This window comes from Pedobacter sp. KBW06, assembly GCF_003852525.1.
Classification (GTDB): Bacteria; Bacteroidota; Bacteroidia; order Sphingobacteriales; family Sphingobacteriaceae; genus Pedobacter.
The window spans coordinates 2,159,839-2,185,348 of sequence record NZ_QAJL01000001.1 but is presented as its reverse complement, the minus strand read 5'-3'; the positions used below and the strand labels follow the sequence as shown (position 1 = coordinate 2,185,348).

Annotated in this window: 24 protein-coding genes; 10 read left to right on the top strand and 14 right to left on the bottom strand. The window is 41.8% G+C overall.

Annotated features, from left to right (window positions below):
- On the bottom strand, positions 1-1,335 hold the full coding sequence (locus tag DBR43_RS08955) for a UDP-glucose dehydrogenase family protein (RefSeq protein WP_124579882.1): 1,335 nt from the start codon (positions 1,333-1,335) through the stop codon (positions 1-3).
- Between the two features lie 237 nt (positions 1,336-1,572).
- Between DBR43_RS08955 and DBR43_RS08950 the strand changes: the two genes are divergently transcribed.
- The 5 genes from DBR43_RS08950 to DBR43_RS08930 all read left to right on the top strand — a co-directional run bounded on the left by DBR43_RS08950 (position 1,573) and on the right by DBR43_RS08930 (position 7,529).
- Positions 1,573-2,964 (top strand): undecaprenyl-phosphate glucose phosphotransferase, encoded by a 1,392-nt coding sequence (locus DBR43_RS08950; RefSeq protein ID WP_124579880.1) that lies wholly within the window; start codon positions 1,573-1,575, stop codon positions 2,962-2,964.
- Between the two features lie 22 nt (positions 2,965-2,986).
- Positions 2,987-4,045 carry a dTDP-glucose 4,6-dehydratase gene (rfbB, locus tag DBR43_RS08945; protein WP_124579878.1) on the top strand — a complete coding sequence of 353 codons (1,059 nt, stop codon included), beginning with the start codon at positions 2,987-2,989 and terminating at the stop codon, positions 4,043-4,045.
- Positions 4,035-4,907, top strand: coding sequence for a dTDP-4-dehydrorhamnose reductase (gene rfbD / locus DBR43_RS08940; RefSeq protein ID WP_124579876.1), 873 nt, complete (start codon positions 4,035-4,037; stop codon positions 4,905-4,907). Before rfbB ends, rfbD begins: the two co-directional genes overlap by 11 nt.
- A gap of 1 nt (position 4,908) precedes the next feature.
- A complete protein-coding gene (rfbA, locus tag DBR43_RS08935; RefSeq protein ID WP_124579874.1) occupies positions 4,909-5,793 on the top strand; it encodes a glucose-1-phosphate thymidylyltransferase RfbA in 885 nt (294 codons plus the stop codon).
- A 965-nt stretch (positions 5,794-6,758) separates the two neighbouring features.
- Positions 6,759-7,529, top strand: a complete 771-nt coding sequence (locus DBR43_RS08930; RefSeq protein WP_158622460.1) for a LuxR C-terminal-related transcriptional regulator — start codon at positions 6,759-6,761, stop codon at positions 7,527-7,529.
- A 109-nt stretch (positions 7,530-7,638) separates the two neighbouring features.
- Here DBR43_RS08930 and DBR43_RS08925 read toward each other — a convergent pair whose 3' ends face one another.
- The 3 genes from DBR43_RS08925 to DBR43_RS08915 all read right to left on the bottom strand — a co-directional run bounded on the left by DBR43_RS08925 (position 7,639) and on the right by DBR43_RS08915 (position 10,968).
- The gene (locus DBR43_RS08925) at positions 7,639-8,679 is read right to left on the bottom strand and encodes an aldo/keto reductase (protein WP_124579870.1); all 1,041 of its coding nucleotides are present in this window, start codon (positions 8,677-8,679) and stop codon (positions 7,639-7,641) included.
- 66 nt (positions 8,680-8,745) lie between these two features.
- Entirely contained in the window at positions 8,746-10,074 is a 1,329-nt protein-coding gene (locus tag DBR43_RS08920; protein ID WP_124579868.1) for a DUF6138 family protein, read from the bottom strand.
- 18 nt (positions 10,075-10,092) lie between these two features.
- Entirely contained in the window at positions 10,093-10,968 is an 876-nt protein-coding gene (locus DBR43_RS08915) for an AraC family transcriptional regulator (protein WP_124579866.1), read from the bottom strand.
- 88 nt (positions 10,969-11,056) lie between these two features.
- Here DBR43_RS08915 and DBR43_RS08910 point away from each other — a divergent pair, with 88 nt between their 5' ends.
- Positions 11,057-12,256, top strand: coding sequence for an MFS transporter (locus tag DBR43_RS08910; protein ID WP_124579864.1), 1,200 nt, complete (start codon positions 11,057-11,059; stop codon positions 12,254-12,256).
- Here DBR43_RS08910 and DBR43_RS08905 read toward each other — a convergent pair.
- From DBR43_RS08905 to DBR43_RS08875, 7 genes are all read right to left on the bottom strand, one after another.
- The gene (locus DBR43_RS08905) at positions 12,253-12,777 is read right to left on the bottom strand and encodes a hypothetical protein (RefSeq protein WP_124579862.1); all 525 of its coding nucleotides are present in this window, start codon (positions 12,775-12,777) and stop codon (positions 12,253-12,255) included. The genes DBR43_RS08910 and DBR43_RS08905 overlap by 4 nt on opposite strands.
- 60 nt (positions 12,778-12,837) lie before the next feature.
- A complete protein-coding gene (locus DBR43_RS08900; RefSeq protein WP_124579860.1) occupies positions 12,838-13,623 on the bottom strand; it encodes a helix-turn-helix domain-containing protein in 786 nt (261 codons plus the stop codon).
- A 41-nt stretch (positions 13,624-13,664) separates the two neighbouring features.
- The gene (locus tag DBR43_RS08895) at positions 13,665-14,081 is read right to left on the bottom strand and encodes a DoxX family protein (RefSeq protein WP_124579858.1); all 417 of its coding nucleotides are present in this window, start codon (positions 14,079-14,081) and stop codon (positions 13,665-13,667) included.
- A gap of 168 nt (positions 14,082-14,249) precedes the next feature.
- Positions 14,250-14,804, bottom strand: coding sequence for a prolyl hydroxylase family protein (locus tag DBR43_RS08890; RefSeq protein WP_124579857.1), 555 nt, complete (start codon positions 14,802-14,804; stop codon positions 14,250-14,252).
- 14 nt (positions 14,805-14,818) lie between these two features.
- Positions 14,819-15,325 (bottom strand): O-acetyl-ADP-ribose deacetylase, encoded by a 507-nt coding sequence (locus tag DBR43_RS08885; RefSeq protein ID WP_124579855.1) that lies wholly within the window; start codon positions 15,323-15,325, stop codon positions 14,819-14,821.
- A gap of 11 nt (positions 15,326-15,336) precedes the next feature.
- Complete coding sequence (locus tag DBR43_RS08880; protein WP_124579854.1) at positions 15,337-15,888, bottom strand: NADAR family protein; 552 nt, start codon at positions 15,886-15,888, stop codon at positions 15,337-15,339.
- A 32-nt stretch (positions 15,889-15,920) separates the two neighbouring features.
- The gene (locus DBR43_RS08875) at positions 15,921-16,613 is read right to left on the bottom strand and encodes an NUDIX hydrolase (RefSeq protein WP_124579852.1); all 693 of its coding nucleotides are present in this window, start codon (positions 16,611-16,613) and stop codon (positions 15,921-15,923) included.
- A 222-nt stretch (positions 16,614-16,835) separates the two neighbouring features.
- Here DBR43_RS08875 and DBR43_RS08870 point away from each other — a divergent pair, with 222 nt between their 5' ends.
- The 3 genes from DBR43_RS08870 to obgE all read left to right on the top strand — a co-directional run bounded on the left by DBR43_RS08870 (position 16,836) and on the right by obgE (position 19,622).
- Positions 16,836-17,333 carry a copper resistance protein NlpE gene (locus DBR43_RS08870; RefSeq protein WP_124579850.1) on the top strand — a complete coding sequence of 166 codons (498 nt, stop codon included), beginning with the start codon at positions 16,836-16,838 and terminating at the stop codon, positions 17,331-17,333.
- A gap of 627 nt (positions 17,334-17,960) precedes the next feature.
- Entirely contained in the window at positions 17,961-18,530 is a 570-nt protein-coding gene (locus DBR43_RS08865; protein WP_074609206.1) for an adenylate kinase, read from the top strand.
- An 87-nt stretch (positions 18,531-18,617) separates the two neighbouring features.
- Positions 18,618-19,622, top strand: coding sequence for a GTPase ObgE (gene obgE / locus DBR43_RS08860; protein ID WP_124579848.1), 1,005 nt, complete (start codon positions 18,618-18,620; stop codon positions 19,620-19,622).
- Between the two features lie 26 nt (positions 19,623-19,648).
- On the opposite strand, the gene DBR43_RS08855 is transcribed toward obgE, so the two are convergent.
- Together DBR43_RS08855 and DBR43_RS08850 are read right to left on the bottom strand one after the other, a co-directional pair.
- On the bottom strand, positions 19,649-20,128 hold the full coding sequence (locus DBR43_RS08855; RefSeq protein WP_124579846.1) for a GNAT family N-acetyltransferase: 480 nt from the start codon (positions 20,126-20,128) through the stop codon (positions 19,649-19,651).
- 67 nt (positions 20,129-20,195) lie between these two features.
- Entirely contained in the window at positions 20,196-21,101 is a 906-nt protein-coding gene (locus DBR43_RS08850) for a class I SAM-dependent methyltransferase (RefSeq protein WP_124579844.1), read from the bottom strand.
- Between the two features lie 293 nt (positions 21,102-21,394).
- Between DBR43_RS08850 and DBR43_RS08845 the strand changes: the two genes are divergently transcribed.
- Positions 21,395-22,972, top strand: coding sequence for a M1 family metallopeptidase (locus DBR43_RS08845; protein ID WP_124579842.1), 1,578 nt, complete (start codon positions 21,395-21,397; stop codon positions 22,970-22,972).
- 88 nt (positions 22,973-23,060) lie between these two features.
- Here the strand turns inward: DBR43_RS08845 and DBR43_RS08840 are convergent, their stop codons facing one another.
- Positions 23,061-25,484, bottom strand: a complete 2,424-nt coding sequence (locus tag DBR43_RS08840; protein WP_124579840.1) for a TonB-dependent receptor domain-containing protein — start codon at positions 25,482-25,484, stop codon at positions 23,061-23,063.
- Positions 25,485-25,510 lie beyond the last annotated feature (26 nt).

Sequence of the window (25,510 nt, the reverse complement as noted above, 5' to 3'; positions counted from 1 at the left end):
CTATTGGTTGTCAATAAGCACTTCGTTTTCAATAAGGGTTCTGCCAATGCTGTTGTAGTAGTAACCCAGCTCGGTCATTTTTTGAAGGTCATATAGGTTCCGGCCATCGAAGATGACCTTGTTTACGAGGCTTTCTTCCATCAGGTCAAAATCAGGGTTTCTAAATAAGGACCATTCCGTGGCGATGAGTAAAGCATCAGCACCTCTCAGTGCGTTGTATTGGTTTGCCGCATAGGTGATTTTGTTGCCAAGCAGGGTCTTTACATTTTCCATTCCTTCAGGATCAAAAGCTGTAACTGTGGCGCCATTTTTTACCAGCAGGTCGATGATGTACAGGGCTGGTGCCTCACGGATGTCGTCGGTCTCAGGCTTAAAGGAAAGTCCCCAGAGCGCAAAATGTTTTCCCCGGATGTCCTGGTTGTAATATTTCAATATTTTATCGACAAGGACGGTTTTCTGTTTTTCGTTCACAGACATTACGGCTTTCAGAATCTGAAAATCATAGGTGTTTTCTTCTGCAGATTTGGAAAGTGCCTGTACATCTTTAGGAAAACAGCTTCCTCCATAACCCAAACCCGGGAAAAGAAAACGTTTCCCGATTCTTTCATCAGAACCAATGCCACGGCGCACCGCATCTACATCAGCACCAACGAGTTCGCAGAGATTGGCGATCTCGTTCATAAAGGTGATCTTCGTGGCAAGGAAAGAATTTGCCGCATATTTAGTGAGCTCCGAAGACTTTTCATCCATAAATAAGATCGGATTTCCCTGTCTTACATAAGGTCCGTAGAGCTCGGTCATGAGTTTAATGGCGCGTTCACTTTTGGTGCCAATGACTACCCGGTCTGGTTTCATAAAATCTTCTACTGCAACCCCCTCACGTAAAAACTCAGGGTTAGAAACCACATCAATTTCTACATTGGTATTTGCCGCAAAAACAGCCTGTACTTTGTCGGCGGTACCTACCGGAACGGTTGATTTATTGACAATCACCTTGTATTCGGTAACGAGTTTTGAAATATCGGCCGCCGCCCCTAGAATATAGGAAAGATCAGCATTGCCATCTCCACCCGGAGGGGTGGGTAAAGCCATAAAAATGATTTGAGCTTCCGCGACAGCGAGGGACAGATCGGTGGTAAAACTCAGTCTCCTTTGTGAAATGTTTCTTAGAAATAAAGTGTCAAGGCCAGGTTCATAGATGGGAATGATCCCATTTTGCATCTTTTCCACCTTTACTTTATCAATGTCTACACAGATTACATTGTTTCCTGTCTCTGCCAGACATGTACCGGTTACTAAACCTACATATCCTGTTCCTATTACCGCAATTTTCATAAGTAGTTTCTTTTTTTTATTGTAAAACTACCTATCGTGAGCTGAAGATGTTGCTGTTTTTCTTAAAATACCTATTTGTGGGGACATTTTGAATCTGTATTCAAGCTAGTTTTGGTAAATGTTAAGTGGTTTGTTATAATGACCTGAATATTTCAGGTTGTTTTTATAGATGAAGGCTTTTTGCTCACAATTTATTAACGGCATCTTAACAACTCAACCCTATTTATCCAATTTCAGATGCAAACACGTTATTTGTACTTGCTCAAATACATCTTGCCCATTACGGATATCGTAATGCTCAATTTGATTTATGTTTTGTCCTATTATCTTACCGAATATCTGGGTAAGACAGTCTCTTATGAGCTTTGGCAGCATTATATGGTGGTCTGTAACCTGATGTGGATGTTCAATTCTGTAATTTTTGGTTTGTATACCGATTATGGTTCCAGACGACTGGAGCGGATTTACCGGGGAACCTGGCGCAGCATTGCGCTTCATGGAATTGGCTTCGCATTGTACCTGCTTTTCTCCAGGGATGTGGAATTTTCCAGAACCTTCCTGGTGGTATTCTATGCCTTGCTGCTTGGCGCATTTATATTGAACCGCTTTTTGGGCACTGCTTTTCAGTTCCTCCTGGTTCAGCGTTTTAACGTCAATAAAAAGGTGGCACTGATTGGTGTGAACCCTACAGGACGCCGCCTGGCCCATTACCTGGACAGTCAGTACAATATCGATTTTTATGGTTACCTGGACGATGGCAGCAGGATCTATGCGGATGAAAATGGAAACCTGCCGACAAGGTTCATCTCCAAAATGGTTACAGCAGCATTAAGTGGGGTTAAAGACATTTATGTTTCCCTGGAGCCGCACCGAATGTCGGAGGTGAAAACCTTTCTGGAAGTGGCCGACAAACATTGTCTGAGGGTGAAGTTTATTCCTGATATGGCGACCACCCTGGCTACACCTTATACGATCAGTTATGTGGGAGATGAATTTCCGGTGATCTCGCTGAGAAAGGAGCCTCTGGAAAGTGTGGGTAACCGCTTTAAAAAACGCGCTTTTGACATCATCTTTAGCCTTGGCGTCATTATTTTCCTGATGAGCTGGTTGTATCCTTTGATCGCAATTCTGATTAAACTGCAAAGTAAAGGCCCGGTTTTATTTAAGCAGCAGCGAAGCGGCAGAAATGATGAGCCTTTCTGGTGTTATAAATTCAGAAGCATGAGGGTAAACAACGACAGTGATAAGAAACAGGCTACTAAAGACGATAACCGGATCACGCCAATTGGAAAATTCCTTAGAAAGTCCAGCCTTGATGAATTGCCTCAGTTCTTCAATGTACTGTTGGGAAACATGAGTGTAGTAGGACCAAGACCACATATGCTAAGCCATACTGAAGAATACAGGGCGATCATTAACCAGTTTATGGTGCGGCATTTCCTGAAACCGGGAATCACCGGTTGGGCCCAGGTAAACGGCTTTAGAGGAGAGACGAAAGAAGATGGTGCGATGCAAAAAAGAGTACAGCACGACATCTGGTATCTGGAAAACTGGACGGCAATGCTGGAAGTTAAAATTGTCTTCATGACGGTCATCAATATGATCAAAGGAGAAGAGAATGCCTATTAAAAGCTTAAAAAACATACTAAATATGAAAAAGATATTAATTACCGGTGGGGCTGGTTTCATTGGCTCTCATGTGGTCAGATTGTTTGTTCAAAAATACCCTGACTATGAAATTATCAACCTTGATAAATTAACTTATGCCGGTAACCTGTTGAACCTGACCGATATCGAGCAGGCTGCGAATTACAGGTTTATCAAAGGAGACATCACGGATACGGTCTTTATTAATGAGCTTTTTCAGCTGGAACAGCCTGATGCGGTGATTCATCTGGCAGCAGAATCCCATGTAGACCGATCTATCAGCAATCCGATGGAATTTGTGATGACCAATGTGATCGGAACGGTCAGCTTGCTGAATGCGGCAAAAGAATGCTGGAAAGGAAATTACGACCATCATCGTTTTTATCATGTCAGTACAGATGAAGTGTATGGCGCCCTGGGCGAAACAGGAATGTTTACAGAAACAACGGCTTACGATCCCCATAGCCCTTACTCTGCCTCAAAGGCAAGCTCGGATCATTTTGTTAGTGCTTATCATGATACGTATGGTTTGGATGTGGTGATTTCTAATTGTTCCAATAACTACGGATCTCATCATTTTCCTGAAAAACTGATTCCCCTGGCGATCAATAACATTAAAAATAATAAACCGGTACCGGTGTATGGCAAGGGCGAGAATGTTCGCGACTGGTTATGGGTAGAAGATCATGCCCGCGCAATCGACACCATTTTTCATCAGGCCAAAGCCGGGGATACATACAATATTGGTGGACATAATGAATGGAAAAATATCGACCTGATCCAATTGTTGTGCCGGATTATGGACGAAAAGCTGGGAAGAACCCCAGGTGAATCGGCAGCGCTGATCACTTATGTAACAGATAGGGCAGGACATGACCTTCGCTATGCGATTGATTCTTCTAAACTGCAAAATGACCTGAACTGGGTGCCTTCCCTGCAATTCGAAGAAGGTCTGAAAAAAACTGTAGATTGGTATCTGGAAAATCAGGATTGGCTGGAAAACGTGACTTCCGGTCATTATCAGGATTATTATAAGCAACAATATGAATATAATGAGCAGTAAAAAAAAGATACTTGTTTTTGGAGGCCTTGGTCAGTTGGGGCAGTGCATTGCTGAAATCTGTAAGCAAAGAGGGATATCTTCCGTTCTTTTTCTGGATGAGTTTGAAGGGAATATCTTAAACCCGGCAATTTTGGAGAAATTGTTTCAGGAGCAATCACCCGATTTCGTGATCAATTGTGCCGCTTATACTGCCGTTGATAAAGCCGAAGATGAACCCGGCCTAAGCGAAAAGATCAATAAAGACGGTGCTGCGAATCTGGCCCGCTGCTGTGATCAGTTTAAAGCAACCCTGATTCATATTTCTACAGATTTTGTTTTTCAGGGGAACGTTCCTAAGCTTTTGAAAGAAGAAGATCCTGCCGAACCCATCAATGTGTATGGTAAAACCAAGCTGGCGGGAGAACTGGAAATCATGAGCCTGTTAAAGGAGCATTACATCCTGCGTACCAGCTGGCTGTATTCGGAATTTGCTGCCAATTTTGTGAAAACAATGCTGAAACTGGGCGCTGAAAGAGAAGAGCTGAGCGTTATTGCCGATCAGGTCGGAACGCCTACCTATGCCATAGACCTGGCTTCAGTGATATTGGATATCATTGCGTCTGACAATAAAACATATGGAACTTATCATTACAGTAATGAAGGGGTCACTTCCTGGTACGATTTCGCAAAAGCAATTTTCGACCTTAGTGGAACAGAGGTGAAGCTTTATCCGATCCCGGGATCTGCTTATCCAACCAAAGCAATCCGCCCCGCCTTTTCCGTAATGGACAAAACAAAAATTAAACAAACATTTGGCATCGCAATCCCCTATTGGAGAGATAGCCTGATCAGGTGTATTAACGCTATAAAAAAGACAACATAAAATGAAAGGAATTATACTTGCAGGAGGTAGCGGAACACGCTTACATCCTTTGACGCTGGTGATGAGTAAACAAATGATGCCGGTTTATGATAAGCCAATGATCTATTACCCCTTGTCTACCTTAATGCTTGCAGGCATCAATGAGATTCTGATCATTTCTACTCCTCATGACCTGCCTAATTTTGAAAAGCTGCTTGGAGATGGAAGCAAACTTGGCTGTAAATTCTCTTACGCAGTCCAGGCAGAGCCCAATGGTCTGGCTCAGGCATTTGTGATCGGTGCAGATTTTATCGGAACGGATAAAGTGGCATTGGTCCTCGGTGATAATATTTTTTATGGGGATGGGATGGCCAAACTCCTTCAGGGAAGTTCAGACCCTGAGGGGGGCGTGGTCTTTGCCTATCCGGTATCTGATCCTGAGCGTTATGGCGTGGTGGAATTTGATGAAAATAAAAAGGCCATCTCTATTGAGGAAAAACCTGTTTTTCCAAAGTCAGACTACGCAGTACCGGGGCTGTATTTTTACGACAACAGTGTGGTGGAAATTGCAAAGAATATTCAACCTTCCCCAAGAGGCGAGTATGAAATTACTGATGTCAATAAAGTATACCTGGAACAAGGTAAACTTAAAGTCGGCGTATTGAGCAGGGGAACTGCCTGGCTGGATACAGGAACCTTTGCTTCATTGATGCAGGCTGGCCAGTTTGTACAGGTTATCGAAGAGCGCCAGGGACTGAAAATAGGCTGCATTGAAGAAGTAGCCTACCGGATGAACTTTATAAATGATGAACAACTGACTGCGATCGCTACACCTTTGGTAAAAAGCGGTTACGGAGCCTATCTTTTGAAAATGATTAAACAGACAGGGCCTGTCCTGCTGAGTTAATTTAACTTGACTTTTGTTTTCTTTATTATTTAATATGTTTCAGCTAAAAATCGGGTATAATTTTTTTAGATTTTGCTTTCTTCTGGTTTTTTGAACAAAAATGAGGAATAGTACCCGATTTTGTAGCTAAAAACAACAGTCCGACTGAAATAAAGTTTCTTTACCTGCGTTTGATTTATCTTTCCTCCCCCAGTCTCTCCTGAATTTGTGTAATTGAATAAACGAAATACCTTCCTAATTGCTTAAAATCGATTTACTAATGGTTTTTGTGATAAAATCCCCACTTATAGGGATGCCTTATTCCTTTAATTGGATTAGTTTTTGTTGTTAATTGATCTTGATAAGTTGAATCTAAAACTTCATTTTTTTTGAAAATGAGCGCTTTTTAGCTTCAATTACTTAAAGATTAATTTTTACTCCTAATTTGTTTAAATTCCGATGCTGAACTATTATTTGTACATAATCCAAGTCATTTTGCTCCTTTCAGGAGTAATGATGTTCAATTTAATTTCTTTTTTTTCTTATCGTGTTATTAATCTTTTAGAAGAAAATATTACTGTCGGTCTTTGTAGACTATAAGACAGTACTTTGCCGTTTTGAATTGTGAACGATCAGATCGGAAATGTTACCAGTGCGCACTAAATATGAATCTAATCAATTTATAATTTTTTTAATCTAACCCCTATTTCACCATGTTAAAATCATTACTTATCCCTGTTATCCCGCGAGTCGTCGGCGTAACAAACCATTGCGATGGTCACCAGCTCTTTAATGCCAATTTGTTAATGAATAATTGTATCTGGTAAGCTTCTGAGGTAGAACACGTCTTCTAATCCTCCAAAACTTGCTTTATATTTTTTTAGAAAAAGATGAAGAAAAACTAAAAACGTTCTCATAACTCGTCACGAATATTCTGATGAACCGTTTTTTATTTTTTAATCTGTTTAATTAACCTTATGGAATTTATGGAATTTAATAATAACGTCATGAATGCTCCCTGGGACAGGTGCAGCGACTTCTACACACGTTCGAATATGGCTTTACCTAAAGTAATTTTAGACCAGTTTCTGCCCTCATTTCTTAGTCCGGGACAGTTTTACTACTACTTAGTTGATTTCTACGGCCAGCAGCTCAGGTATATCGATCCAAGTATCGCAGATATTTTAGGCCTTGATCCCGAATCGGCAACAGTGGACAGCATCCTAAGCTGTATCCATCCCGAAGATATCAATTATGTAACCCAGACAGAATCCGCAAGTCTTAGATTTATGTTAAACCAGGTTGGAAAAGATAGCCTCAAAAGCTATTACAAAACCACCTATTGTTTTAGATTCAAAGTTGTTGGCGGTAATTACGAATTATTCCATAACGAATCTGTTTTCCTTTCTGACGAGGAAACCGGAAGGATCTCACAAGTGCTTCATATTCATACGAATATCAATCACCTTACGGCATCTAATGATTATACCCCCTCTTTAATGGGGTTGAAGGAAAGTGTATGGCCGGTAAATCTCAATAAAGAACCGGAAAGTAGCGCCCTGAATTTACATTTCAGCAAGCGGGAAATGGAGATCATCAATTTGATTGCCCTCGGCTATAAAAGTGAAGAAATTGCAGAATCACTATTTATTTCACTACATACGGTACAATCACACCGTAAAAATATCATCCGGAAGTCTGGCGTTAAAACCAGCTCAGAGCTGATCAGTTTATGTGTGAAAGAAGGACTGATTTAGTCCGTTTTTTGCAACTCAGGGAAAATAAGAAAGGCGGACCATTGGTTCGCCTTTCTTATTTAACAGGAAACTTTACCTGCTCAGGAAAATTATCCTTGTTTACTCTTTTTTAGTAAAAATCAGGTAAGGGGCATAAACTGGTATTCTGACGCTGATGCCAGTAAGGATAAATTGTTGGAACATCGCTGGCGGTATCCAGTTTCTTAATTTGTGCTGTTGTCAGATTCCAGTCATCCACGGCAGCCAGATTTTCTTTCAGCTGCTGCTCGTTTCTGGCGCCTATAATAATGCTCGAAACGGTAGGACGCTGCAGTAACCAGTTGATGGAAACCTGTGCTACTGTTTTTCCCGTTTCTCCGGCAACCTCATCCAGGGCGTCCATAATGTTGTAAAAGACGGCCTCATTAAAAACAGCCTCCGGAACCGGGCTTCCTCCCTGGGCGATCCGGCTATCGGCAGGAATGGGTTTATTGCGCCCGTATTTGCCTCCCAGACGGCCGGCAGCAAGCGGACTCCAGATCATACTGCCTACGCCCTGATCCAGGCCTAAAGACATCAGTTCCCATTCGTATTCCCTATTGAGCAGGGAGTAATATACCTGGTGTGCGATGTATTTGTTCCAGCCGTATTTCTCTGATATTCCCAAAGATTTCATCAGGTGCCATCCGGAAAAATTAGAACAGGCAATATACCGTACTTTTCCGCTTTGAATCATGTCATCCAGGGTTCTTAAGGTTTCTTCAACCGGGGTATTTCCGTCAAAACCATGCATGTGATAGATGTCAATATAATCGGTGTTCAATCGCTTAAGACTACCTTCCAGCTGTCTTAGAAGGTGGAAACGGGAAGAACCCTGGTTGTTGGGACCTTGCCCGAAAGTAAAGGTGGCCTTGGTAGAGACCAATGCTTTATCTCTGATTCCTTTAAGTGCTTTTCCAAGAATCTCTTCTGATAAGCCATCGGAGTAAATATCCGCCGTATCGAAAAGATTGACACCGGCATCCATACACAGGTTAACCATACGTGTTGCTTCTTCAACCTGCGTACTGCCCCAGGCTTTGAAAAAGTCGCCTTCGCCACCAAAAGTAGCCGTTCCAAAGGTGAGTGCCGGGACAAAAAGTCCGGATGCTCCTAATTGTCTATATTCCATATGCTTTTATAATGCTGATTATAGCTGAGGTAAAAGGTATTCAGATTAAAGTATTTTCCGGTCATTTTATTGCAAGAGTTCTTCGTAAAATGCTTTCATTTCAGGAGGCGACTTTTTGATCAATGCCGGGTATTTGCTATCGGGCCCCCAGATGCTGTAAAGCACATATGTCCAAAGGTAAGCCGGCATTTCCCGGGCATCTTCTTCTGACCAGTCTTCCTTGCTGCTTTTGCTGATGAAGTCGGCAAAGTTTCTTTTGCAGTCCAGAAGCAGTTGTAAGTTCTGAACGTTATGGAAAGCCTCAGCAAATACTTTAAAAGGTTTATGCTCTTGCATGGAGAGGATGCAGCTGATGAAAACGGGTAAAGAGGCTTTGCTGATGCCAAACTTTTCCACAAAAGCCGGCGTAAATTTCTCCTGAATGGACTGATGCTCTGCGTCTGCTTCCTGCATGTATTTTTTGACGAGGTCAAAGTATTTCTCATTTTCCAGACCCAATGCAAAAACCGCGAAGGTAGATGGCATGGCACAATTTTCATCCTGCAGGTTATGGTACCATTCCCATTTCTTCATGGCCAGAAGGGCATAGGATTCTATCAGCGGATGAAGGTTTGGATATTGAACCCCATTGGCAAAAAGGTGGTGTACACCGGTCTTGATCAGCCCCTTTACAGGCAGGACATTTTTTGTTGGTGCAGAAAATTCTATGGTATAACTTTTCGGGAAATCAGCTTTAAGCAGTTCATTGATAAATTGAAAGATGGCCTGATAAGCCGCTTCAGATTCTTTACTTACCTTGATTTTAATGGTGGCAAAAACATCGTTGGCCACACAACTTACATTTTCGTCTTTGTAATTTGTTAAGTGCTCCGGTAGCTTCTTAGAGCCATATTTTTTCAATTCCTCTACTTCATTAGAACCCAGTTCCTTTACCATCCGGAAATACCTGTTTACGGTAACGATTTCAAAGCTTGCACCATACTTCATCAGACAGATGGCCACATAAACTACAAAACTTAAATGCTCCGGGTTGACATCCGAAAGGTCAGTACCTGATTTCAGCGGGGCCTCATCGGCATCCCGGATGGCTACCTTGTCAAAATATGCTTGCTGGATATTTTCTTTAATCCATTTTTCCAGACTGTAATTCTGGAAGCCTTCGGGTGAGTTCTTCCTGATTTTATCACAGAATTGAATGGCATTTTCTGCGATAAAAGGTTTTTTGTTCAGGAAATATTTAATGATGCTGTCGACAAGAAAAAGCTCGCCTGTAGGCAATTGGAGGGGATGAGGATAGTCTGCTGATTCCTTAATCGCATCTGTCAGGATGGCTTCAATAAAACGTTCGAGTAATGCTTCATTTCCTTCAATTGTTACGTTATAGTTTCTATTCATTTTAATGCGGTTGGATGATTATTTCTTTTGTAAATGAGCAATATAAATTGCCCCATTGTCATTGCCTGCCGGAAGCACGTCTTTTCGCTGGCTATATTTTTTCAGAAACTTATTGAAATGACTGAGGTCGCTGAAACCGAATTTATAACTGATCTCTTTTTTTGTTGCATTGCCGGGATTGAGTAAGCTCTCGATGACCTTAAATTTATAATCATCGATGTATTGTTTGATGGAAACGTTCATTTGTCGCTTAAACAGGCTGCTTAAATAATTGGGAGAGAAATTAAAATGAGCAGATAGGTTACTCATCTTTAACAATTCCGGTTGTTGGATATGGGCGTGAATAAAGGCAACGACTGAAACCAATATATGGCCATTGGAGGATTGCTCAGGAATCATGTCATTGATGGCATTCTTTTTCAGAATCGAGAACACCGCACGGATGAGGTGAAAGATCACTTCATTGGCCGCACTCAAACTACTTTGCCATTCCCTTACAATCAACAGCATAAGCTGATCAATCTTTTCAAGGTCATCTTCAGATTTTACCAACCTGGAATCATAGGTGGCACTGATGGCAAGCAACTGATCGATCAGTCTGCCCCAATCCTTCGTTGTCTTTTCATTTGAAAAACCTTCCAGGTAAATGTTATTGAATTTCAATACACTAAAACTGGTTTCTTCCTGTATGTCGAAAATATGCGCGTCTTCCGGGGCGAGCAGAAAGAGGCTTCTGCCCTCGTAAAACTGCTCGATTTGATTGTGGTAATGCCTGCCTTTGCCGGAATGGATAAATACGAGTTCAAAATGATCGTGGTTATGCAATGGGAAAGGCCATTTTAGCGTACTAAAATGGCGGATAAAAAGGGCTTCATGTTGAATAAATCGCTTCAAATTGAATTTTTACAAGTATAGGATTAATAAGTACAATTATTAAAATCAAGCCGGTCATAGATTTGCGACATTCCTAAAACAACAAATCATGTTAGCTGAGCAAAGTACAAAAATACGGCCCGTAGTGATCCCTCTAATGGCAATTTCTGCAGGTATTATAGTAGCAAACGTATATTATAACCAACCGATATTAAAGGAAATAGGACTTTCTGTAAATGCAGGGGAAGCGGAGGTTGGCAAGATTTCCATGATCGCCCAGCTCGGTTATGGACTGGGCATGTTTTTTCTGCTCCCCCTTGGTGATAAGGTAAACCGGAAAAATCTGATCATCGGCTTATCTGCTTTGCTTACCATCACATTGGTGATGATTGCTTTTTCCTCGAGCTTGTTGCAGATTTGTATCCTGAGCTTTTTTGTCGGGCTTTTTTCTGTGCCGGCGCAAATTATTTTACCAATGGCAGCAACGCTGGATAAAGTAAACCGGGGCGCAACTGTGGGCAAGGTTTTTAGTGGGATCCTGGTCGGAATCCTGGGAGCGAGGGTGACTGCCGGACTGCTTACCGAATGGCTGGGCTGGAGGTCTGTATTTGCCATATCAGCTTTCATGGTGATGGTCATGGGCATTTTATTGAAGATCTACCTGCCTGAAGCTCCTTCTAAATTTAAAGGGAATTATGTGAATCTTTTGAAATCTACCTTATCCTTAATTAAAGAATATAAGGTTTTAAGGCAGGCTGCATTATTGGGGTCCTTTACCTTCGGCGTATTCTGTTCTTTCTGGACAACCTTAACTTTTCATTTGAGTGCTGCTCCTTTTCATTACCATGCCGGAACGATCGGTTTGTTTGGTTTAATTGCCATTGGAGGAGCGCTGGTTGCCCCTTATTTTGGTAAGCTGGCAGACAAAGGAAGTGTTTATAAATCCTTACTGATGACCGTTTCAATGATCATTGGCAGCATCCTGCTGCTGAAGGTGTTCCCTTTTTCTGTGGCAGCGCTGATCATTAGTGTATTCTTTCTTGATATTGGCGTCCAGGCTACACAGATTACCAATTTTACCAGGATCTATAGCCTGCATGAACATGCCCATAGCAGATTGAATACCATTTATATGACGACATACTTTATCGGGGCTGCGGTAGGGACTTATGGCGGACTGCTGGCCTGGAAGTTTGGAGGCTGGAACGGTGCAACATGGCAGATGCTCATCTGGAGCAGCCTGGCCATGCTGATTGTCATGATTTCTGCACGCTCCAAACCGGTGGCAGTTCTGCGGACAGACGCTTAATTTACTTTTTTAAGCCTCATCTCGAAATTCTTAATCCAGCTGACTCCCTTGTCTGTAGATATCTCTCCGATCTCAAACCAATCTCCCTGATCTAAACTCAGGCTGAATTTAACCATATACCTGGGGTTATCCATGCTCCAGGTATACCCGACATTATCTTTTACCTCTGGTGCGGTATCGGTCATATAGCCCATACCTGTCATTGCTGTAAACCGGTATTGCTGTTTTAAGACGTCGTAAGTTAAATAAGCCAAAGCATCATGGATCGGTTTTTTTGTTTCTTTATCTGTTCCAAAGCCTTCAATCATTAATACTCCTCCATTAAATTTCGGTTGTACCACCTCTGTCTGATCGAAATGATGCTTCTTGCCGTCCTGCATCATCATCCAGCCTTCTCCTTTCCAGGAGCCGGTAAAAAATTGTAATCCTTTCATTTTTTCCTGTTGAAGGGCGGCAGGTGATTGTCCGGAAGCCGAAAGTGTACAGATGGTAATAAGGCTGAAGAATAGGGTTTTGATCATGTTGTTTTTTTTAATAAAGGTAAACAAGTAGAAAGGCCAAAACAGTGTAAAAAAACGACATTATACAATTTGCTGATGATCAATCTGATCCAGGTGTTTGAAGAAGTCCTCTAATTTATGTTGAGTAATGTTCCGGAACGACTTGTAAAAATGAGCGCTATCAGTATAATCATAATCGACAATAATCTCCTGCTGATGCTGTTGTTTGAGGTAAAGCTGAAGAATCGCATGTCGTAGTTTCCTGATCTGTGAGAATTGCTTAATGCTCATTCCGGTTTCTTTTTTGAAGATCCTTTGCAGTTGTCTCAGACTTAGGAAGGCAAGGTCAGCAAGTGTTGCTGAATCAGTTGTTCCATGGTCCGAAATGATACGGTCGGCCACTCTTGTAATTCTCTGGTCAGGTAAATATCCGCTTTCACCTTCCCAGTGGACTAAGCAATCATTAAAGCATTCTTCGATATTTATTTCCGGGGCCAGCTGCTGCATGAGTTGCTGTTGCCAGGGATGCCATTGGCTTTCCGGATATGGCTGATGTTGGTTAAGACTGGTCCCAATGTCAATATTGGAAAGCCATTTCGATTGCCCGGGTTTTAACCTGATGCCCGCATAGAAAGTGCCGGGAAAAACAGCAATGCTGAACTTTGAAGTCGAAACCCCCTTAAAAACGATGAAATTTTGCTGTAGGACGGGGTTTTTTATGAAGACAAGTTCTGCACAGCCATGAGGTAAAACGATATGAGGAATGGGCTGGTTGTTCCCGGATGTTGAAGGAGGAATAACAAATTTCCAATAACACTCAATCTTATCCCGGAGCACAGAAGCGGGCAGAAACTCTTTGTAAATCATGTAAGCCTGGCTGTAATTATAGCCAGGATAAGATAATCTTTTTACTTGTATTTCGAGCCAATCAAAGCATCAAGACTATATTTACCGGGGCCAAGAAGAAGGATGGCAAGATAGCCTGCCAGAAAAGCAGGAACAAGTTCATGTTCTCCAAAGATTTCCCAGTCATGGATTCCCAGAATGACAAGAACGGTGATGATTAATGGGATGGTTGCCAGCCTTGTGAATAAACCCAGAATGATCAGGATGGAACAAAATAATTCCGCAAATATGGTCAAGCTCAATGAAAACGTACTTCCCAGACCCATAAAGTTCATGAAAGTATCTTTCTTTTCCGAAAAATGGATCAGCTTGGCGTAGCCATGACTTGGAATCATTAATGCACCAAATCCGATTCTCAATAATAAAGTGGCAAGGTTGAACTGAAAAGGACTGTTGCCCGTAGTAAATAATCGCTTCATGAAATGGGGTGTTGATTGTGCCTGACTTACCTGTGCTTCAAATGTGCACAGGTAAACAGGACTTTGTTTTCTAACCAAATAGCATGACAAATGTAATCTATTTAGAATCTTTCTAAACAAAGAAAGCAAGAAATATCAATCTATGACATTCAGATTACAATTAAAGAGCTAGTGATTCTTCATCTTATACATCACATCTGTTCTCAATACATATTTAATCCCGGTCGTAAGACGGTCGCCCTCGTGTCGCTGACTATGCTCAAAGATCAAAGCAGTACCTTTCATCGGACTGATGATCTCCCCGGATTTAAACTTCGTCTGTCCGCCTTCATAATCGTCATTCAAATAAATCATGAAGGTATAATAGCTAAATTCGGTTTCGTTACGTACAAAACTCCCATCCCTGTGCATCTTGAAACGTTGCCCCGGACTGTATTTATAAAACCTGAACAACTCATTTAGTCCAAGGGACTCACTGTTCCCGATAACAGGTTTTATATAGGGCTTCAATCTCTTCCAAAGTTCATCGGCATAATCAGGATCTGTATATAAAACCCTTTCATTATCCCGGATCATCTTCATCATCTCTTGCTTGCCATCAATATTTACTTTTGCTTCTTCGAATCCAAGTTCTTCAGCTTTTGCAATTAACTGATCGCATTCTTCATCACTGAGAAAACCGTCAATGGTGAAAATTTCGGTGTATTCATTAATGTTGTTCATAGCAGAGGGGGTAATCATGATAATTTTTGATAAATCTCATAGCTTTCTTCGTCAAAGCAGACGAAGATGATCTTGTCGAATGCCGCAGCGTTTTCAAAATCCTGTACTGCTTTTAATGCTATTTCTGCAGCTTTTTCTTTGGGAAAGTGATAAATTCCAGTACTTATTCCAGGAAATGCAATTGTTTTCAATTGATGGTCAAATGCCAGTTTCAGGCTATTTAAATAACAATTGCGTAGTAATTCGGGTTCATTTTTATGTCCACCATTCCAGACCGGACCAACGGTATGAATCACAAATTTTGAAGGAAGAAGACCAGCAGTAGTGATCACTGCCTGTCCCGTCGCACAGCCGCCTTGCCTGTTACGAATCTCAATACATTCTTCGAGAATAGTTTTTCCTCCCTTTCTGTGAATGGCACCATCGACACCTCCTCCTCCTAGCAGGGAAGTGTTCGCTGCATTAACTATGGCATCTGCGTTTACGTTAGTAATGTCTCCTTTGACCAGTTCGATTTTCATGTGCAATACAATTAAGAATTTAATTTTTCTCTCACTTCCATTAAGGCAAAGCCAAGCAGGTTCTCACCTTCCCAGAGCAAAGGGTTTTCCGCCCTGGAATCATCTGCGGCTAAACCTATACCCCAGATTGGATCTACGGGACTGGCCTCTACAAGGACCCGTTTATTGGTCTGCAGCAGAAAGTCTTTCAATTCTTGATGCTGACTGAACTTTAGATAATTGCCGGTCACGACAAGATCGAACTTCTGCGCATCCCAGACTGCCGGCTCAAAACGCTCTACCAAACGGCCTAGTTTTTTTGCTTCCGCAGGCGATTTGGCGTTTAAAATCCTTTCTGCGATTGCAACATCGCCAAACAGCTCTGCCTTCTTTGCCATCATCCAGTGTTCTGCACTTGGGTAAACCTTTCCCTCATGTTCAAAAGGAGCAGGCCACCACTGACTAAAACAGCTTGCCGAAGCACTGCCATCCTTGTTTGGCTGATGGCCCCAGAAGAATAGAAATTTGATCTTTTCTTTTTTCCGGTATTTTTCAATTAAAGCTTTTTTAGGGGAGTTATTCATGGCTTTGAAGTTAAGTTGTATGGAAAATAGTGCTATTGCTGTGCTGAAATGTTCAATTGAAAACGGTTTTCTTTCAGGTCTTTGTTGAATTTGTATAAGTCCGGATGACGGTTTTTCAGGCCTTCCCGTTTGCTGCCGGTCAGTAAGATGTATGCTGAATCAAGGATTTTTCTCCGGAAGTTTCTGCGGTCAATGCTGATGTCAAGAATGCATTCGTAAAGTGCCTGCAGCTCTGTCATAGTAAATGTTTCATCCAGCAGTTCAAAACCTACAGGATGGGAAAGAATTTTAGACTTTAAGCGCTGCAATGCCTGATGGAAAATTTCTGTATGGTCAAAACCCAGTTCCGGAACCTGGTTCAGGGGGAACCATTTAACATCATTGGCCATTTTTCCGGCTACAATTTCAAAGCGCTCCGGATTAATTAAGGCGTAATGTGCAATGGAAATTACCCTTCCCCTTGGATCGCGCTGAGGGGCATCGAAAGCATATAGCTGTTCCAGATAGAGATTGTCGATGCCAATTTTAGTCCGCATAATCCTGTTGCATACCTGTTGAAGCGTTTCTTCCATTTGCAGGAAACCTCCGGGTAAAGTCCAGCCGTCTATAAATGGCGCATCTTTTCTGTTCAGCAGTAAGACCGACAAAGACTGACGATGGTAGCCGAATACCACAAGGTCGACTGCAAGAGAGGGGTTTTTATAGGTATGAAATTCCGGGTTCATTCTTCTTTGCGTTATTATGACACAAAGTAACGCTGAAATTTCGGTAACTTCCAAATAAATCTTTAATCTCCTGAAAAAGAGGCCTTAGTTTTGGGGTTTCCAGCCTCTGACTTGTTTTAAATAAGACTCGGCTAAAGCGCATAATTAGAAGAATCCCGCGTTATAGTCTGAAATTCATTGTGTATTTAACAATGAAAAATATTTAATCATCAAGACCCATCTATGAGGAAAGTATTTTTAGCAGCAGGTTTTTTAATGGCTCTTGCGGCATGTACACCATCATCATCTTTGACCAGCCCGTCAAAAGGAAAAGATCCTAAAGAAGTTGACGCCGGCCCCGCACCTATAATTGAGGCCCATGGTCATGCCGGTAAACAGCCGCTTGCGGTTGAGGCTAAACTTGCAAAGCAATATGCAGGCGAATACCATGGCGAGATTCCCAATGCTGATGGAAGGGCCAAGACCACTCTGGTGTTGAATGCCGATGGGACATTTAAGCTAACTGAACTCTTCAGCAGGGCAGAGGCAAGGCCGCTTGATGTTACCGGACACTGGACTGGGGAAAGCGATCATGCGGATGTGATCAGCCTGACCGAAAATAATATTGAACCCTATAAAAAGTTTAAAACCGAAGAAAAGCAGCTGCGGCAGTTAACGGTAGAAGGAGAAGTAATTGAAGGCAAAATGAAAAATCTTTATTTGCTTAAAAAAGTAAAATAGCCGCTCAGAGCACAGTTGAAATTTCCGGTTGAGCGGCACTTTTCTGTAAAATTCAAACAATCATCTGATCTGTTTTATCATTTTTTGCAGGCAGGGTTTAATTGTTCTAAAAGGCTGATTGGTAGCATGCTTCCTTTCTCAATTCACATAGTGTTAGATTTACACCATCTGCCCTCAATAAATTATCTTCCGTTAAATGTCGGCTCAATGAGAATAATGTTATTGATAATGAGTGGTTTAACCTGGTTTTTGTTGAGCGGAGCTCTGGTTACGGTCGTAGTTTTTTGTCAAAAATTAAGTATACTAAATTAATAATTATATATTTGCAACCTCAAAAGGATTTTACCTGTTTTGAACTTTATTACAGGTAATTGGATCAAAATCAGTCCTCAGATAAGCTCTGAAATCAGGTTGATTTAAAGCCAAATCCTCTAGAAAATAGTCAACAAAACAAAAGGCTGGTTTTGAAGACTGCAAAGATTTTATGGTTTCATACCTTTTTTGGTTATCCGGTGGATTTACCGGATCATAATTTAAGGGCTGAAGTCATCTGATTAATTAGACTAAACAAAAAACCAAAGCCTTACTGCCAATGTAGGAGGCTTTCTAATTTTAAAGACAACCCAAATGCTAAATTTTGTTCTCTTTGGCCCACCGGGTGCAGGCAAAGGCACTCAATCTCAGAAATTGATCGATCAGTATCAATTGATTCACATTTCAACAGGTGACCTTTTTAGGGCTCACATTAAAAATCAATCACCATTAGGCCAGAGAGTAAGTGAGCTAATCGCAGATGGACAATTAGTTCCGGATGAAATTACCATCGCTATGCTGGAAGAAGAAGTGGATAAAAACCCAGGAGCCAAAGGCTTTATTTTTGACGGTTTCCCACGTACTGTTCCTCAGGCGGCTGCTTTAGATGAGTTTCTGGAGAGTAAAGGTAGTTCCATTGCAGGGGTAATTGCTTTGGATGTTGATCAGGATGAATTGACCAAACGAATCGCCCAGCGTCAGTTGGAAACCGGTCGTGTGGATGATCAGGCTGATAAATTGCAAAAAAGAATTGACGAGTACTTTAGCAAAACAATTCATGTTTTGCCTTACTACGAAGCACAAAACAAACTAAGTAAAGTGAATGGAATCGGTAAGATCGATGCCATCTTTGCAGAGCTGTGTGAAGTAGTAGATAAGTATTAGTTTTATAATAGGATTAGATCCTGATCTCATCAGGATAACAAAAGCCCGGCTTTTAAGTCGGCTTTTTTATTTTAAAAAAAGAAGGTTATGTCGCAAGGTTCAAATTTTGTAGATTATGTTAAAATATGCTGTCGCTCCGGCAAGGGAGGGGCAGGTTCTGCACACTTGCATCGTGATATACGCACTTCTACGGGCGGACCGGATGGAGGTGATGGCGGACGTGGCGGACACATCATCCTGAAAGGCAACTCGCAGTTCTGGACTTTACTCCACCTGAAATACCGTAAACACATCATCGCTCAGGATGGCCAGCCGGGTTCCAGTGGAACTTCCTCCGGTAAGTTTGGTAAAGATGAAATCCTGGATGTACCCCTGGGAACCATCGCTAAAGATGCGGAAACAGGTGAGGTGCTTTTCGAAATCACGGAAGATGGAGAAACAAAGATCCTGACTGCAGGTGGTCGCGGGGGACTTGGAAACTGGCACTTTAAAACGCCAACCCTGCAAACACCCCGCTTTGCTCAACCCGGAGAAGCCGGTAAAGAAGAGTGGATGGTACTGGAGCTGAAAGTACTTGCAGATGTGGGTCTGGTAGGCTTTCCAAATGCAGGTAAATCGACTTTACTCTCTGTCCTTTCGGCTGCAAAACCGGAAATCGCAGATTATCCTTTTACCACTTTAGTGCCCAACCTGGGGATCGTATCTTACCGTGGCGGCAAGTCATTCGTGATGGCCGATATTCCCGGAATCATTGAAGGAGCTTCTAAAGGTAAAGGTTTGGGATACCGCTTTTTACGTCACATCGAAAGGAATTCAGTTCTGCTGTTTATGGTTCCTGCAGATACACACCGGACAATTACGGAAGAATATGCCATCCTTAAAGCAGAGCTTCAGGATTACAATCCGGAACTGATGCAAAAACCTCATCTGCTGGCCATCACTAAATCCGATATGCTGGATGAAGAGCTGGTTGCTGAAATGAAGAAAGAATTGCCAAAAAATATTCCAGCCATCTTTATTTCTTCTGTAGCCCAAAAGGGATTAACAGAATTGAAAGACATGCTTTGGGCATCGATTAACAGCGAAGCCTAATCAATTAAAAGACCTTTCCTCTATACCTATACAGCAGAGGAAAGGTCTTTTAATTTTTTCTGCATACAGATACTACTCTCCACCTTCTCATACTGACCATAGTTCGGAATCACCTCGTAACCCAGGTGCTGATAAAGGCTCAAGGCTTCCTTCTGCTTGTTCCCGGTCTCCAGAATACAGGTTTCATATTTAAGCTCATTTGCCCAGAGCTCCAGCTGCTCCAGGATCTTTTTTGCAATTCCCTGCCTGCGAAACTCAGGATGAACAAACATCCTTTTGACTTCCATCGTCTCTTCCCCGAATTCCTTTATGGCACCACAGCCTACTGCATTCCCGTCTATATAGGCTACAATGGCGTGTTTTATCGTGTCGGTTTTATTGAATTGCGTAAAAAAGGCCTGATCTTCTCCATTTTTGGCACTGAGATCCTCGTCTAAAAGAGCGATTAATTTTCTGAAGTCCAGGTGTTCCGGATTTGTCCTGCTAATGTGTATGCTCCTATTCATAATCTATTTATTTACTAAATGAATGTCTGTTGAATAAATCTATACTAAGGGATGAGGATGTTCTGGATTAGTTAATATATGGGTTTTTAGGGATATTTACGATTTTATAGCCGTCATTTTTAAGGTCTGTTAATTGTTTTTCATCGGGAATCTCTTTAAAGACAATTGCCGATAGTACCTGCCCCGGAATGATCTTCAATTTTAAAAGAACGTCGAGAAATGACTTTTTGAGATAAATGGACCTGAATTTTTTATTTTTCATATTTGCTTCCAATGCCTCAGCCCCGCTAAAATAGAAATTGGGGTTGATCTTTTTAAAAGCAACCATCGGAAGGTTTAAGCCTGCAGCGAACTTTTCAAACTCACGTTCCGATACTTTATAGACAAAGTTTCCCACAGGCTCATAGGAAAACCTGTTTTTCCAGATGGAAGAGCCCAGGTTACTTTTGATTGCATTAAGGCTGTTCACCACAAACAGGAGCAAGGGCATTTTTGAAATGGGGTCCTGAGGCTCAATCACAACAATCCCTTTTTTGGAGACCCTGATCATTTCATATAATGCCGAATAGGGGCGTGGGAAATGATGATAGGATTCCTTGCAAAGCACAAAATCGTATGTATCATCTGTAAAGGATAACTTTTCCGCATTTTCCGAGCGAAAATCATTTACAATACCTTCCTGATGTGCAATACTGAGGAAATCGATATTGAGGTCGCTCGCCGTAGCTTTATTTCCATTTCTAAGAATATACCTCGCATCAAAGCCATAGGCATCACCAACAGTAAGCCATTGCTGGTCTTTATTCTTTAATAACGGATTCAGACAATCGAAAAACAGACTTTGCAGCCAGAAGCCTATGCTGCCGGAATCTTCGTATCTGCTTTTCTTAAAATAGTCGGATTTAGCTTCCGGCGTAGGAAACTTTTCGTTATACCATTTTTCATGAAGCTCATAGCTTTCTTTATGAAACATTATGCTTTTATGAATTAATCTATATCAAATTTAAGTTAAAAGTTTTCTGACTGAAAAGAAGTAAATGTTAAATTGTGTTAATATTCTGTGGCTTATTTTACTAAAACCGTTTAATTAAGTATGGTTGAGGATCGGGGCGCGATATTTGCCTTAACAACAAAATTTTATTGACGACAGATGAAATTGGCAGGTAAAATATTATCTTTCAAGACTCAGCAATTTAAAGAACTGGAGTACAATAAAAATAATAAAAATAGATGGCTTTATCGCCAATAAAAAACAAATACAATCTAATGAAAAAATGTTTGGTAATCCTTTTCGTATGCTTGAGCAGCATCGGTTTCGCACAGGAAAAATATTGGCAGCAAGAAGTCAGCTATACAATTGATGTAGCCTTGAATGATCAGGCAAAGACGCTTAAAGGCTCGGAACAGATTGTCTACAAAAACAACTCGCCCGCTACGCTTGACTTTATCTGGTTTCACATCTGGCCGAATGCTTATAAACAGGAATCCACAGCTCTATTTCAGCAATTAAAAAACGATACCAGCAGGGTAAAGAAAATGGAAAAATACAGCTATGGCAGTATTGATGGCTTAAATTTTAAAGTAAACGGAAAGACTGCCCTTACAGAGGCGCATCCCAATCCTCAGTACATTGACATCATTAAAGTAAAGCTGGCCACGCCCTTAAAACCCGGCGAATCTGTGAACATCTCTACAGACTTCAATGTTAAACTTCCTTCTTACTTCTCGAGATCAGGTTTTGCCGATGGAGAGTTTATGGTATGTCAATGGTATCCGAAACCGGCAGTATTTGATAAAGATGGCTGGCATGAATTCCCTTACCTGGATATGGGGGAGTTTTATAGCGAGTATGCTTCCTTTAAAGTGAACATTACCCTTCCTTCTGATTATGTGGTAGGTGCTACAGGTGTATTGCAGAATGCAGATGAGCTGAATGCCTATAAAACGATCGGCGCAAAAAACACAGCCAACAGAACGGGAACACCTGCGCTGTATCAACCGAAAGATAAAGGCCTGAAAAAATTGACTTATGAAATCAGCAATGTCCCTGATTTTGCCTGGTTTGCAGCTAAAAACTTTGTCATCCAATACGATACCCTAAAGCTGGCTTCAGGAAAAACGGTGGACGCCTTTACGTATTACCACAATAAGAAAGAAACATTGTGGAGCAATAGTATCGACTATGCAAAAGATGCAGTAAAGCATTACAGCAAATGGATTGGAGAATACGAATATCCGGTGGTTCAGGTGGTAGAAGGCCCGGCAAACAATTCAAGCGGTGGGATGGAGTATCCAACGATCACTTTAATTACCAGCCCGGATGCCAAAAAAGAAACATTGGATGCCGTAATTGCCCATGAAGTTGGTCACAACTGGTTTATGAGCATGCTGGGAAGCAATGAAAGAAAACATACCTGGCTTGATGAAGGGCTGAACAGCTATTTTCAGTTCAGGTATGAAGCAGAGAAATACAGGTCAAATTCCTTGTTTGGAGAGGGGATTCCTGCACAGATTAAACAATTACCGGAACCGGAATTTTCTTCCAGAATTTATCAGGTGATGGGCTCTATTCCAATGAAATCGGCTATTGAAACCCCTGCAGATAAATTCTCCAGCTCTGATGAATACGGACTGATCTCTTATGTGAAAACAGCCTTGTGGTTGCACATTCTGGAAAACGAAGTGGGCAGGGAAAAGATGGACAAAGCTTTTCAACACTATTTCAGCTTATGGAAAAATAAACACCCGCAACCGGAAGATCTGAAAGCGGCATTTGAGGAATCCTTAGGCACTAATCTCGATGCTTATTTTAAACTCTTAAATACAGAGGGAAGCTTTAAATAAGGAGGATTCCCACAAAATATAAAACAAAACGACCGTCGGCAGCGATGGTCGTTTTGTTTTTACCTAAGTTTTGAACGCAAAACATCTCTTAGTTCCTGGCCCTTTTCTGTTCTTCTTCCACACCTGTTTTCCTTTGTGCAGCAGCTTTTACTTTTCCGAATTTATAAGTTGCCGTGAGCCGGAATACCCTGCTCTCCGAAGTATTCAGGCCAAAGGTGCTGATTCCCGCATAGGCGGAATGGTAGACCAGCTTTTGCACTTTGAAAACATCCGAAACATTCAGGCGAAGGCTAATTTTTTTATCCATGAAAGATTTTTTCAGGCCTGCATTGAATCCATATATCGGATCGAGAAGCATGGTGCCGTAACTCATGGCCGACTGGTAGTTTCCGTTCAGGTCGAGCACAACAGCTGCGGGTAGGTTAAATGAAGTTGTGAATGAGGTGGTAAATGTGGTTTGCTGGTTAGAAAAACCTTTGATATCCCTGATCCTGTTGTTAAAAACACCAAGATAGATATTGGCCTCCCAGTTCTCTGTCAGCTGAAATGGGGCATTGACGCTGAAGGAATAGCTGTCCATGCCATTGAGGTTTGCCCTTGTTCCCCCAATGATACCTGCCGAAACACCCTGTTCCGCGACTTCAGAAATCATGTCTACCGTATGTTGATAACTCAGGGAAAGAAATAGTTTTTTCCTGAAATCATAATTTGCTTCCAGATTGTGCGTGTATTGAGGCTTCAGATAAGGGTTCCCACGGAAATAGCTGTAAGGATTGTTAATAAAGGTAAATGGATTCAGGTGGCTATAGGTAGGACGGTCGATGCGGTAACTGTAAGCCGCACTCCAGGAATGGTCTTTCCCGAAATTACTGCTGATGAAAATAGAGGGAAAAAGTTTCAAATAGTTTCTTTTTACCTCGCTGTTTAGCGTTTTTGAAAATCCTTTATTGCTGGTCTGCTCTGCCCGTAGTCCGGTCTGGATGCTGTACTTTCCAAATTGTCCGTTGTAATTCAGGTAGGCGGCATAAATCTGCTCTTTAAACAGGTATTGATTGGTCCTGCCCGGATCATTTTCCCAGATCGTGTTCTGTAATGATTCATAAGCCAGATCAGAATTGGTTTGCACCTGACTCCATTTTAATCCGGATTCCAGGCTGTGTTTTTCTGACCATTTATGATTGTAATCTGCTTTCCCTGCCCATACATCCACCGCTCGTAAGCTTCGGTTTCTCAGTTGTTCCTGACGGGGAAGGTTACCTTGTTCATACTGCGCATTGGCATAATACTCATCTGTCAGCCTGGATTGAAGGTCATAGCTGTAGCTTACATAATTTGCATCTGCACTAAACAGGGCTGTGTTATTGTCATTATTCAAGGAGTAATGAAGATTGGCAGAAATGTTCCTGTTGTCTGTGGCCGATGGATTAAGGCTTTGAATGAATTGTGGCTGAGTTCCTGTTTTTTCTACTTTGCTGGTGCCAAGGCTTTGGTAACCGGGCCTAAGACTCCCTTCCAGCACCGCTCCGAAATTGCTGTTTTTATGCAAGCGGTAGTCAAAACCTGCCTGGTAGGAATAATTGTTTTTACTGAGTTGAATGTTGTGGTTATTGCTGTTGATCTGATCGCCGTTGTCAATGTAACTTGTCGTACCATAATTGTCATAACTTTTGTTGTAGGAGAGGTAGGAATTTCCAAAAAGAATCAGCTTTTCTGTCACATAACTGAGTTGCCCTCCAGTCGTGGATTTTAGGTATTTGCCAATGCCAATGGTCTGGCTTAATGTTCCGGTAGTTCCTGTTGCCGTATTTTTTTTAGTCCTGATGTGAACGATTCCTACATTTCCTTCAGCATCATATTTAGCGGAGGGGTTGCTGATGATTTCCAGCTGGGCAATAGATTCTGCAGGGGTGTTTTTCAGATAACTGAGCAATTCATCCCCCGACATGTAGCTTCTCCGGTTGTCAATCATGACAATCAGGCCTTCCTTGCCCCTGATATTTAGCTTATCATTAACGACCGCCAGTCCGGGAACCATTCTCATTACTTCCAACAGCGGGTTTCCGGCGGCAACAGCACTTCCTTCTACGTTAAAGATCAGGCGGTCGGCCTTGCGTTCAATCAGCGGTTTTTTGCCTTTTATCGCCACTTCGCTGAGCTGAGTGGAATTTTCTGACATGAGGAGATTCGATTGCAGCACCGTTTTGGAAATAGAGCAGTGCTGTCTGGGGCTCAATTGTGCTGTGTAGCCCATCTGGCTTGCCTTAATCGCGTAATTTCCTGTATCAATGACGATAAAGCTATAATTGCCTTTCAGGTCGGTAAACGTCGCCATTTTCTTTACGCTGTCTTTTTGTTGATAACGATAGAGTGTTAATAGAACATATTCTAAAGGTTTTCCATTTTTGTCACTGACTTTTCCGCTGATCCTGCAGTTAATTTGCGCAAAAAGGAGAAAGGGAAGCTGAAACATCATGAAGATGCAAAGTGTCAGCATAAATTTGCCTGTTTTCATATTCCAAAACTGTGAAGAAAGAAAGC